Origin of the sequence: Streptomyces sp. ADI96-02, assembly GCF_003846185.1 — a bacterium.
GTDB lineage: Bacteria > Actinomycetota > Actinomycetes > Streptomycetales > Streptomycetaceae > Streptomyces.
In genome coordinates, this window is the sequence record NZ_ML123034.1 from 139855 (window position 1) to 151006 (window position 11152).

13 protein-coding genes are annotated in these 11152 nt (G+C 72.7%); 5 read left to right on the plus strand and 8 right to left on the minus strand.

Translation table 11 applies throughout. The features are described from left to right. The 3 genes from EES43_RS00550 to EES43_RS00560 all read left to right on the plus strand — a co-directional run. Window positions 1-814, plus strand: an 814-nt coding sequence (locus tag EES43_RS00550; protein WP_164493088.1) for a cytochrome P450, incomplete at its 5' end; no start/stop codon positions are given. Window positions 815-821: 7 nt separating this feature from the next. Next, window positions 822-1094 carry a ferredoxin gene (locus EES43_RS00555; RefSeq protein ID WP_124266791.1) on the plus strand — a complete coding sequence of 91 codons (273 nt, stop codon included), beginning with the start codon at window positions 822-824 and terminating at the stop codon, window positions 1092-1094. A gap of 51 nt (window positions 1095-1145) precedes the next feature. Then, window positions 1146-1967: an aldo/keto reductase gene (locus EES43_RS00560; RefSeq protein ID WP_124266792.1), complete on the plus strand. Its 822-nt coding sequence runs from the start codon at window positions 1146-1148 to the stop codon at window positions 1965-1967. A 318-nt stretch (window positions 1968-2285) separates the two neighbouring features. On the opposite strand, the gene EES43_RS00565 is transcribed toward EES43_RS00560, so the two are convergent. From EES43_RS00565 to EES43_RS00575, 3 genes are all read right to left on the minus strand, one after another. After that, window positions 2286-2891, minus strand: coding sequence for a response regulator transcription factor (locus tag EES43_RS00565; protein ID WP_124266793.1), 606 nt, complete (start codon window positions 2889-2891; stop codon window positions 2286-2288). Beyond that, the gene (locus tag EES43_RS00570) at window positions 2888-4093 is read right to left on the minus strand and encodes a sensor histidine kinase (protein ID WP_346774348.1); all 1206 of its coding nucleotides are present in this window, start codon (window positions 4091-4093) and stop codon (window positions 2888-2890) included. The genes EES43_RS00565 and EES43_RS00570 overlap by 4 nt, the downstream gene beginning before the upstream one ends. Before the next feature lie 252 nt (window positions 4094-4345). Beyond that, entirely contained in the window at window positions 4346-5095 is a 750-nt protein-coding gene (locus EES43_RS00575; protein ID WP_241192593.1) for a YqjF family protein, read from the minus strand. A gap of 287 nt (window positions 5096-5382) precedes the next feature. Here EES43_RS00575 and EES43_RS00580 point away from each other — a divergent pair, with 287 nt between their 5' ends. Beyond that, complete coding sequence (locus EES43_RS00580) at window positions 5383-5970, plus strand: snapalysin family zinc-dependent metalloprotease (RefSeq protein ID WP_124266796.1); 588 nt, start codon at window positions 5383-5385, stop codon at window positions 5968-5970. A gap of 64 nt (window positions 5971-6034) precedes the next feature. On the opposite strand, the gene EES43_RS00585 is transcribed toward EES43_RS00580, so the two are convergent. The 3 genes from EES43_RS00585 to EES43_RS00595 form a co-directional block, all read right to left on the minus strand. After that, the gene (locus tag EES43_RS00585; protein ID WP_124266797.1) at window positions 6035-6577 is read right to left on the minus strand and encodes a TetR/AcrR family transcriptional regulator; all 543 of its coding nucleotides are present in this window, start codon (window positions 6575-6577) and stop codon (window positions 6035-6037) included. A gap of 95 nt (window positions 6578-6672) precedes the next feature. Continuing rightward, on the minus strand, window positions 6673-7173 hold the full coding sequence (locus EES43_RS00590; protein ID WP_124266798.1) for a VOC family protein: 501 nt from the start codon (window positions 7171-7173) through the stop codon (window positions 6673-6675). Between the two features lie 78 nt (window positions 7174-7251). After that, window positions 7252-8049 (minus strand): glycine betaine ABC transporter substrate-binding protein, encoded by a 798-nt coding sequence (locus EES43_RS00595; RefSeq protein WP_277426048.1) that lies wholly within the window; start codon window positions 8047-8049, stop codon window positions 7252-7254. Window positions 8050-8179: 130 nt separating this feature from the next. Here EES43_RS00595 and EES43_RS00600 point away from each other — a divergent pair, with 130 nt between their 5' ends. Further along, entirely contained in the window at window positions 8180-9109 is a 930-nt protein-coding gene (locus tag EES43_RS00600) for a LysR family transcriptional regulator (protein WP_124266800.1), read from the plus strand. A 62-nt stretch (window positions 9110-9171) separates the two neighbouring features. On the opposite strand, the gene EES43_RS00605 is transcribed toward EES43_RS00600, so the two are convergent. Then, complete coding sequence (locus EES43_RS00605) at window positions 9172-10593, minus strand: DHA2 family efflux MFS transporter permease subunit (RefSeq protein WP_124266801.1); 1422 nt, start codon at window positions 10591-10593, stop codon at window positions 9172-9174. Window positions 10594-10595: 2 nt separating this feature from the next. Then, window positions 10596-11150, minus strand: coding sequence for a telomere-protecting terminal protein Tpg (locus EES43_RS00610; protein ID WP_124266802.1), 555 nt, complete (start codon window positions 11148-11150; stop codon window positions 10596-10598). Window positions 11151-11152: the final 2 nt, after the last annotated feature.

Genomic DNA, 11152 nt, shown 5'->3' on the forward strand with positions numbered 1-11152 from the left:
CCGGCTCGCCGCGCACGAGCGGCCCGCCGATCTCGTTCCGCTGCTCGCCCGGCCGCTCCCGCTGGCCGTGATCTGCGACCTGCTCGGTGTCCCCCGGGAGGACGGCGATCGGCTCGACGCCTGGTGCGACGCCCTGCGCAATCTGACGGCCGCCCCGGACGCGGAGGTCACGGCCGCCGTCGGGGAGATGACCGGTTACCTGACCGGGCTCGTCGCGGCCAAGCGCCGGCGAGGCGGCGACGACGTGCTGAGCACCTTGATCGCCGCACGGGACGAGGGCGACCGGCTCAGCCAGGACGAGCTGGTCTCCTTCGCTCTCGTGCTGCTAGCCGGGGGCTACGGCACCACGGCCGACCGGCTCGCCGGCTCGGTGCACCTGCTGCTGGACGACCCCGCGCGGTACGGACAGCTGGTCCGCGAACCGGCGACGATCCCCCGCGCCGTCGAGGAACTGCTGCGCTACGCCCAGACCAACGTGCAGGCCAACCTGCGGGTCGCCACCGAGGAGCTCCGGATCGGCGGCGTCCGGATCGCCGAGGGCGAGGCCGTGATGGCGATCAACTCGTCGGCCAACCACGACGAGAACGTCTTCGACGCCCCCGATCTCCTCGACCTGGCCCGCGAACGCAATCCGCATCTCGGGTTCGGCCACGGCGTCCACCACTGCGTCGGCGCCCAGATCGCGCGCGTCCAGCTCCAGGAAGCCCTGGCCGGGCTCGTACGCCGGTTCCCGGGGCTGCGCGCCGCCGGGCCGACCGAGTGGAAGACCGGTCTGAAGACGCGGGGACCCCGCAGCCTGCCCGTGAGCTGGTGAGGCGGTCGTGCCCCGTGAAGGCGAGCCCCGTACGGCTCGTGCGGCAGGCCCGGAGGCCGCGGCCCGGGTCTTCGTCGACCCGGCCCTGTGCATCGGGTCCGGCATCTGCCTCGCCACCGCGCCCCGGCACTTCGAACCCGGCGGGGACAACCGCTCGCGGGCACGGCCCGACGCTCCGGCGTCGGACGAGTCGGCCGAGGACGCGGCGGCCCTGTGCCCGGTGGAAGCCATCGGCCTCGTCGCCGGGCCGCCCGCGCCAGGCCCGCCGCCGGGCCCCTGACAGCCGGCGGCTCGACGACGCCCCCGTACCCGTACCCGGAAGGATCGCCGCATGCGGACACTGACCCTCGGCAACGGGGTGTCCGTCCCCCGGCTCGGCCTCGGCGTCTGGCCGCTGACCGACGCCCAGGCGTACGCCGCCGTCTCGCACGCCCTGGCCTGCGGCTACCGGCACTTCGACACCGCCCGGGTGTACGACAACGAGGCAGGGGTCGGCCGCGCGATCCGGGATGCCGGGATCCCGCGGCAGGACGTCTTCCTCACCACCAAGCTCTGGAACGCCGACCAGGGCTACGACGCCGCACTGCGGGCCTTCGACGCCGCCCTCCAGCGCCTGGGCACGGACTATGTCGACCTCTACCTGATCCACTGGCCCGTTCCGGAACAGGACCTGTACGTCGAGTCCTACCGGGCGCTCGAACAGCTCCACCGCGACGGACGCGCACGGGCGATCGGCGTCTCCAACTTCACCGCCGCGACCCTGGAACGCCTGCTGTCGTGTACCGATGTCGTTCCGGCCCTCAACCAGATCGAGCTCCACCCCTACTTCCAGCAGCGCCGCATGCGGGAGTCGTGCGCCCTCAGGTCCATCGCGACCGGCGCGTGGAGCCCGCTGGCCCAGGGCGGCGCGCTGCTCGACGAGCCCGTGCTGCTGGGCATCGCCGGGCGGCACGGGAAGACGGCGGCCCAGGTCGTCATCCGCTGGCACCTCCAGCTCGGCCATGTGGTGATCCCCCGGTCCGTGAACCCGTCACGGATCGAGGAGAACATCGACGTCTTCGACTTCCGGCTCGGCGACGAGGAGATGCGCGCGATCGCCGCCCTCGACGACGACGGCGGCCGGATCGGCCCTGATCCGGACGGACCGGGTTGATGTGGCGAGTCTGGTCGATGCCCGGGGGGCGTTCGATGTGGGGGCCACATGGCGTGCGACCCCCGGGGCCTGTCGAGGGGTGGCTCGGAAGCGGTTCGAGGGGCGCGGCAGCCAGGGCTTGTGGGTCCCGGAGGTGCGGGGCGCGACCGGTGCGCGGACGGTGTCCTTCACCGCGAGCTTCCCGGTGATCAGAGAGGACTTCTCCAGCGCGTCCGCACACGCGTTCCCGCTCAGGAGGTAGACCCCGTGGCCCTCCCCGTCCTTGACGGTCACCACCTTCGAGCGGCACCTCCCGGGCGAAGGGGCGGAAGCGGGCTCTCAGAGCCATCCGCGTTCGCGCGCGATGCGGGCGGCGACATGGCGGTTCTCGGCGCCGAGCTTCGCCGCGGCGGCCGAGAGGTAGTTGCGCACGGTCCCGGCGGACAGCGACGCGCGGGACGCGATGTCGCTGACCGGCGCACCGTCCTCCGCGTACGCCAGAAGCTCCGCCTCGCGGGGCGTCAGGGGCGACTCGCCCGCGGCGATGGCGTCGGCCGCGAGTTCCTGGTCGATGTAGCGGCTGCCCGTGTGCACGGTGCGGATGATCCGCGCCAGTTCCCGCGCGGACACCGTCTTGGGTACGAAGCCGCGCACCCCGACGCTCAGGGCACGTTTCAGCGCCCCCGGACCGGCGTGGCTGGTGACGATCATCGAGGCGCAGCCGGGCAGGGTGTCGCGCAGCCGCTCCGCGACCACGACACCGTCCAGGACGGGCATCCGGAGGTCGAGGACGGCGACGTCGGGGCGGTGCGCCACGGCCATGGCCAGCGCCTCGTCGCCCGTTCCGGCCTGGGCGACCACGTCGATGTCGTCCTCCAGTCCGAGGAGCGAGGCGAGGGCACCGCGGATCAGGTGCTCGTCGTCCGCCAGCAGGACCCTGATCATGCGTCTGCCTCCCATGGAATGCGCACGGTCAGGTGGAAGACCCCGCCCGGCCGCCGTTCGGTGACCAGCGTGCCGTTCAGCGCGGACAGGCGTTCCCTCAGGCCCGGCAGCCCGGTGCCGGGCCCCTCCGCCGCCTCGGGCGCCCCGTCGTTCTCCACCACCAGCAGCACCGCGCCCGGCCCGGCCGTGCGCAGCGACACGTTGCAGCGTGAGGCTCCCTGGGCGTGGCGGAGCACGTTCGTCGTCGCCTCGCGCACCGCCCAGCCGAGTGCGGCCTGGATGTCGGAGGGCAGCCGGGCGGCGGGGCCCTCCTCGATGCGGCAGGTGATGCCCGCCGCTTCCAGCACCGAACGGGCGCCGGCCAGTTCGGTGTGCAGATCGGCGGTGCGGTAGCCGCGCACCACCGACCGGATCTCCCGCTGCGAGTCCTGCGCGATGCGCTGCACCTCCCTCATCTGCTCCTCGGCCTCCGGCCTGCCACGCCGCACCAGTTGCACCGCGAGTTCGCTCTTGAGCGCGACGACCGCGAGATTGCGGCCCAGCACGTCGTGCAGGTCGCGGCCGAAGCGCAGCCTCTCCTCGGCCACGGCGAGCCGGGTCTGCGTCTGCCGTGCCGCGGCCAGTTCCTCGACGAGCCGGACGCTCCAGCCGCTGGCCCGGAACGCCACGGCCATGACGGGAGCCAGGAACACGGCCGCGCCGACCACGAGCGCCAGTTGGGTCCCCCGGAGCCCGACGGCCGCGCCGCCCGCCGTGATGGACACCGAGACGACCGCGACCAGCGCGGCTCCCCCGCCGCGCGACAGGGCCAGTGCGGGCGGCCCCGCGTAGAGCATCACCAGCCAGAACAGATACGGCGGCAGGCTGTCCTCGCCGATGCGGCCCGTGGCCACCAGGACGCACCCCAGGGCGGCCAGGGCCAGGGTCGCGGTCGTGTACAGGACGATCAGCCGGGCGGGCAGCGGTCCGTCCCCGAGGTAGTGGCGCAGGGCGGCACGTCCCAGGACCACCTGGATCAGGGCGTGAAGCACGGCCGACACCGCCACGGAGGTCAGCGTCGCGGCCGACGAGTCGGTCTGCGCCACCCACAGGGCCCACAGCCCGACCTCGAAGAGCGCGAAGTAGGCGACGCTGCCGAGTGCGTACCGGCGGTAGCGGCCGGGGCCGTCCGGGCCGCCGAGCCGTTCCACCCAGTCGTTCACGCTCAAGAGTTCCCACTCCTTCGTCCCCGGCTCCGCCGTACTCACTGCCGCGAGTCCCGGCGGAACCCTCGCCGCACGGCGTCGAACCTCTCACGGATGCCCCGCGGACCGGCGGTTTCGGTGAAGGTGCCCATGCGTCCTACCCTCCCCTCGCCGTCGAACCCGTGGCAGTGCGGTCTGTCACCGCTTCCCATGACGGATGTCATGAGGTCGCAAGGCGGAGAGACCCGCGCTCGCCACGCAGGGGCTCGATCAGGTTCGACGGCGTCGCGGCACGTCGTCGCCGTGCCGGGTGACCGGACGCCCGAATCGCACGGCGACACCGGCGGAGTAGAGGACGCTCACGGGGTCACCGACCGGTGCCGGCAGTCCCGCGGCCACGACGAGGTCCTCGTCGCAGTCCAGGAGCTCCGCCCGGCGCAGCGGCCAGCTCGGATGGGCGTTGGGCAGAAAGACCGGACGACCGAAGAACGTGCCGTGCACGCCCCAACGGGCGGTCAGGAAGTGTTCCAGGCCGGTCGGTTCCCCGATCCGCTCGCCGACGCGGATCACGATCCTGCTCCTCGCCCCGCGGGGGCCCGGCCGGCGCCGCGTGCTCGTGTAGGCGAGGGTGTCGCCCGAGCGCGTGATGTCCATCCGGGACCATACGTAGGGCAGCCGGAACACGATCCGCGCCGTGGCGACCGCGATCAGCCGCGAGGCGTCGAGGGAGCGGAAGACCACTCCGCGCCTTCCTTCGGAGTCCACCGAGTACAGCCGGACGTTGGTCTCCGGGAAGGTGCCCAGGTACGGGATGCCCGGCAACCCGAACCAGCCCGTCCGGTGCATCCGGAACGCCACCAGTCCCACGTACGTGACGCCGTCGATCTCGTCCGGCACGGTTCCCGGTGGCAGCAGCGGCGCCACGTCGGCCGGGTCGACGGCCCAGTGCAGAAAGGCCAGATCCAGCCATGCCTGCGTGAGCAGGGGAACGGCCGGCACGGAGGAGGGTTCGGCCGACACCGGCTCCGGATCGTGCGCGGCTGAGGTCACTTCCGCAGCATCTCAGAGCCGCCCCGCCACCGCCGCCCGGCATGCCGCGCACGGGCCCCGGCCGGTCGGCGGGCGGGGTGCCTTTCCAGCCCATCAGTAATGACAGGGGCATGACGATCTGTCAGGGCGGGGCATAGGTTCAACGGCCCCCCGGGAGGCTCGGCGACCGGCCCTCACCTCGGTCCGTTCGCATACCCCCGTCCTCCCGCACTCTCGGTTCCGCACGGACCCGAGCCCCCATGAGTGAAGGGACAGCAATGCTGGATTCCATCTGGCTCAGAGCGGCCGGCGTCGCCGCAGCGTTCACCCTGGCCGCGGCGACGGCGGCGAACGCCGCGCCCGCGCCGGACCCGGCGGCGACGGAGGGTGCGGCGGCAGCCGTGACGCTCCGGTACGACGACAGCCGGGCCGGCGGTTGGGAGGCGGCGATCGCGGCCGGAGTCGCCTCGTGGAACGCGAACGTCGACAACGTCAAGCTGGTCGAGGCCGCGCCCGGCACACGCGCGGAGATCCAGATCGTGGCCACCAGCGGCTGGCCGCAGGCCACGCTCGGCCCGGTCCGTCCGGGCGGCCAGGGTCGGGTGGAACTCGGCAGCCAGGCGGTGACGCAGGGCCACGACAAGACCCGGATCGCCGCGCACGAGCTGGGCCACAGCCTGGGCCTGCCGGACACCAAGCCCGGCCCGTGCTCCCAGCTGATGTCCGGCTCGACCGCCGGCACGGCCTGCCGGAACGCGGTCCCGAACGCGACCGAGCAGGCCCGCGTCGAGTCCTTCTACGCCAACGGCCTCGGCCTCGCCGCACTCGCCCCGGCCGACGGGCGGGTCCTGGTGGACGCGTCGTAGTCGGTTCCGCGACCGGCGGCACGAGGCGTCCGACCTCACTCCCGGGGTCGGGCGCCTCGCCGCGTCAGGGGCTGTCGCCCTCTTCGCACAGGGTGCTCAGCCGCTCCGTGAGAGCCGCCCTGACGTCTTCGGGGAGCACCGCCCCGTACGTGGCCTGGTAGAGCCAGAGTCCATCGACGGCCATCCGGGCCAGGAGCAGGTCCACGTCCCGCGGATCGACCGACTCCGGGAGGGGCGCCCAGCGGCTCATCAGCTCGTTCCACACCTGCGCGAGACCGGGGTGGCTCACCGACTCGATCATGAACGCGAGATCGGCCTTGGTCCCGACCCGCGCACCGACCCGCGTGTACGCGGCGATGGTCTCCCGGGTCGACGCCTCGGCGAGCGGCTTGCCGAGCTCGGCGGACAACTGCTCGTCCCACGCCGAGGTCAGGTGCCGATGGATCGCGATGAGGAGTTCGTCGCGCGTACGGAAGTGGTACATGAGCCCGCCCTTGGTCACACCGGCCTCCTCGGCCGCCGATTCCAGGGTCAGGCCGGTGATACCCTCACGCTCGGTCACACGGACGGCGGCATCCAGGATGAGATTCCTCGAACTCGGTCGCATGCCCAAACTGTACCATCTGGAAGGCACAGTTAAAGCCTGGCGTCGACGTGCCGGCCAACGCCCGCCACCCGGTCGGGGCGGGCACGCCGGGGCTGCTAGGCGGTCCGCAGCGCGGGGCGCTTGATGAACTCGACGACCTCTCCGTCCGGCCCGTACACGAAGGCGACGGTCAGCGTCATCGGTGCGGCGCCCTTGGCGTCGACCCGGGCCGGGGCCATCAGCGGCCGGGCTCCGGCCGCGACGGCCCGGTCGAACAGCGTCGCGGGGTCCTCGGTCCGCACGGCGAAGTGCACCAGTGCCGCGTGCCGCGCCCGCTCCTCGTCGCCCGGACGGCCCGTGTCCGCGTCCAGTGGGCGGGAGTCGCCGCCGGGCGGGGTGGACGCCGCGTCGAAGATCTCGATGATCCGGTCGTCACCGGCGTCCAGGAACACGCAGCGGTTCACACCCGCCTCCGGCGCCGCCCACTCGTTGAGGAACCGGAAGCCCAGCGCCTCCGTGTAGAAGCGGACCGTGGCGTCGATGTCGTACGCGCGCAGAGCGATGTGGTCGAGCCCTGCGTTGAGAGGGGTGTCGGTGGTGTGGGCGGTGGCGGACATGCCGGTCTCCTGATGATGGCGGTGGGGTGAGCGTAAAGGTGAGGACGATGGTGAGGGTGGGGTGGATGACGTCGGTGGTCAGCGACTGTCGCGACCCGTGTCGCGGAGGTAGTGGTCGGCGGCTTCCAGCGGCGTGAGCCCTTCGACGTTGATCAGTGTGTCGATGGCTTCCACGCCGTCGTTGCCGAGGCCGACCGCGCGCAGTCGCTCCCGGGCCGCCGGGGCCATGGTCGCGAGCGCGGCGCGGGTGACGATCGGGCTCGCACTGTCCGTTCCGCCGAGGAGGCCCAGCGGTTCGGCGAGAGGGCGAAGCCCGTGGGCCGAGTTGAGGTACTGGGGCCGCCAGATCGGGATGACGAACCACTCCCGCTCGGCGATACCGCGCTCCACCCGCCGGATGAACGACCGCTCGGTGCCGGGCCGGAACGAGTAGCCGGCGGTGTCCAGCCCGTACTCCGTGATCATGCGTGCGGAGAAGCGGCTGATTCCGGCTCCCGGGTTGATCCCGTCGAGTGCCGGCGTCATGCGGGCGGCCACGTCCGGCCGCTTCAGGTCGGCGACCTCCGAGACCGCCCCCGCGGGCACGTAGGGCGGCACGGCCCAGACGCAGTACGGGGTGTAGTGCGGCTCCAGGACCTCCACGTCCTCCTGATAGCGGGCCAGGTAGTCGCCGTGGCTGGCGGGCAGCCAGGCCGAGACCAGCACGTCGATCTCTCCGGCGGCCTGAAGGGCGAACAACCGCTCGTGCGGAGCCTCCACCTGGTCGACCTCGTGACCCGACCCCTCCAGCACCCGGCGGACGACCGCCGCGGCTGCGCGGTGGAACGAGAGAGCCACGTTGCCCACGGTCAGGGGCGGAAAGGGGGGCGTGGACACGGAAATGACCTGCTTCTGGAAGGAGGCGGAAGGGGTGCCGATGTGTTGCGTTCGGCGTGCTTCAGAGACTGCCTCACCCCGGCCCCATGCGTCCAAGGAAAGAATCTTGGCGTTTCGATAAACTGAGCGCATGGCTACGCTGCGTCAACTGGAGTACTTCGTCACGATCGTCGACGAAGGGTCGTTCACGCGCGCCGCCGCCGCTCTGAACGTCACGCAGCCCGGTCTCTCGCACCAGTTCCAGGCCCTGGAGAAGGAGCTGGGCGGCAGGCTGGTGGAGCGGCTGCCCCGCGGCGTGCGGCTGACCGCCGCCGGGCGGGCCATGCTGCCGTCGGCGCGGGCCGCGCTCGCGGAGGTCCGGCGGGCGACGACGGCCGCCCGCCGGGCCACGGGCGTCGCTTCCGGCGAACTGCAGCTCGCCACGCTCTACTCGGTCAGCTTCGGCGTCCTGCCCCGGGTGCTGGCGGTCTGGCGCTCCCACCACCCGGACCTGCGGATCACCCTCTTCGAGTACGAGCGCATGGACGACCTCGCCGCGGCGATGGAGGCCGGGAAGGCGGACGTGGCGATCGGCCCGGAGCCGCCGGACTGGCGGGGCGCCGTCCGCCCCCTGGGAGTCGAGGAGTTCCTGCTCGTCGCGTCGGCCGACGATCCGCTGGCGGCGAGCGCCACCGGCCCGTCCGTCCCTCTCGCGGAACTCGCCGAGAGGGACTGGGTCCATTTCACACCGCCGAGCGGACTCGCCGACATCCTCGACCAGGCGTGCGCCGGAGCGGGATTCCGGCCCCGGGTCGCTCTGCGCACCCAACAGGCTTCCTTCGCGGCCAATTTCGCCGACGCCGGTATGGGGATCGCCCTGATCCCGGCGAACAACATCTCCCGCGATTTCGGCGGTCGGCTGTTCCGGCCTGACCCGCCGGTCCGCAGAACTCTCTCGGCGTACGCCCATGGCTCCCCCGACTCCGTCACCTCGGCCTTCCTCGATCTGGTGGCCGCGGAGTGCGAGCTGACTCCGCCGCACGTACGGGACCGGCTGCCGCATCCGCCGTCCGCCGCGTAACGGGTGGCAGGTGACGGGGTGACGCCTGACAGAGGACGGGCGGGGCGGGGCGCGGGAGTCGCCTACTCCCGCCCGCCGCCCGCCCTGGAGGTCGGGCGTACGACGGCACAGCAGGCGAGCCCCACCACGAGCATGGCGACCGGGAAGGCCAGGGAAGCCTGGGTGGCGGTGGTGGCGTCGCCTCCGATGTGCGCCTGGAGGAGGACGCCGGTGGCCGCGCTGCCGAGGGCGCCGCCGAGCTGGCGGGTGGTGTTGAAGACCCCGGAGGCCGCGCCGACGAGCGAGGGTTCCAGGGTCCGGGTGGCGATGCCGGCCAGAGGTGCGGAGACCAGACCGATGCCGACGCCGGACACCAGCAGGGACGGCATCAACCGCCAGAGCCCGGTGTCCGGGTTCAGCAGCAGGGCCAGCGAGGCGATGCCGAGGATGAGCAGGGCGAATCCGAGGGCGGCCGGCAGACGCGGTCCGACGGTGTCGGAGCGTCGGCCGGCCAGACGGGCGCACATCGAGGACAGGACGAACATCGGCACGGTCACGGCCCCCGCCGTCAGCGGGCTGTGGCCGAGCGTGGTCTGGAGGTAGGTCATCAAGGGGAGGAACAGCCCGCCCATGGCGGCTCCCATGGCGCCGCCCGCCGTGGCCGCCGCGGAGAAGTCCCGGTGACGGAACAGCCGCGGCGGCAGCAGGGGTTCGCGGGGATTGCGATGCTGCCAGACCACGAAGGCCACGAGGCTGAGGACTCCGAGGACCAGGATCCAGGTGATGGTGACGGGCCCCGCCACCGTGCCCCAGTGGTACGCCTCGCCGCTCTGCACGCCGAAGACCAGCGCGGTCAGTCCCAGGCCGCTGAGGGCGACGCCCCACAGGTCCAGTCGGTGGTCGCGGGCCGGCCGCCAGTCGGGCAGCAGGCGGGCCGCCGCGAACCAGCCGGCCGCCCCGATCGGCAGGTTGACCAGGAAGATGCCGCGCCAGCCGGCCCAGGCGACGAGCAGCCCTCCGAGTACCGGCCCGGCCGCCATCGCCGCCCCGCCGACCGCACCCCACACCCCGAGCGCCCTGCCCCGCTGTCCCACGGGATAGAGGTGCACGATCAACGACATCGTCTGCGGGGCGATCAGCGCGGCGCTCAGCCCCTGGACGGCGCGGGCGGCGATCAGGACGGGGGCGTCCGGGGCGAGGGCGCAGGCGAGCGAGGCCAGCGTGAACCCCACGAGCCCGGTGAGGAAGACCCGCCTGGGGCCGTAGCGGTCGCCGAGCCGCCCGGCCAGGATCAGAGGCACCGCGTAACACAGGGCGTAGGCGCTGTTGATCCACACGGCGTCGTTGAGGGACGCGCCGAGGGACGCCCGGATGTCGGGGACGGCCACGTTCACGATCGTGGCGTCCAGGCAGATCATGAAGAAGCTGACGCACAGGGCGTACAGGGCGGCTTGGGGGCTCGCGGACGAGCCGGAGGAGAACGGGTTGCGAAGCGCGCGCCGCAAGGTCAGTAGTCCAGGTCGAGGTAGTCGATGTCGTTGATGGAGACGTCGGAGATGCCCATGGCCCGGGAGCCGCCGTCCTGGAAGTACACGTCCTTGAACCCTTCGGCGATGATGTCGCGCAGCTGCCCGTCCTGCGCCCCGGCCTCGCGGGCGTCGAACAGGCGCTGCGCGTACGCCGGGGGCAGGCGGACGGTGAGACGGCGGAAGCGGCCGTCGTCGGTCGTTCCCGGGGCGGCCGTGTAGCCGAACCGGGCCCGGGTCTCCACCGTGATCCCGGTGGCGGCTGCCTGCCTCCGGCGGCGCTTGCGGACCTGCGGCTGCCAGCGGGACCGGACGGCCTCGTCGATCCTCGCGGCGATGTCGTGCGGCGGGTTGCGCCGGGCTCCGCGCCGGTAGCGGTTGACGGAGTCGGCGGTGATGCCCAACTCCGCCGCCACGGCCCTGGCGCTGCCCAACTGCCTGAGCAGGTAGCCGATCCTGCCCTTGAGGGTCGCGGGCGGCCGGCGGGTGAACGCCTCCCGGTCGGCCCGTTCGATGGCGTCCTCGATCTCGCCCACCG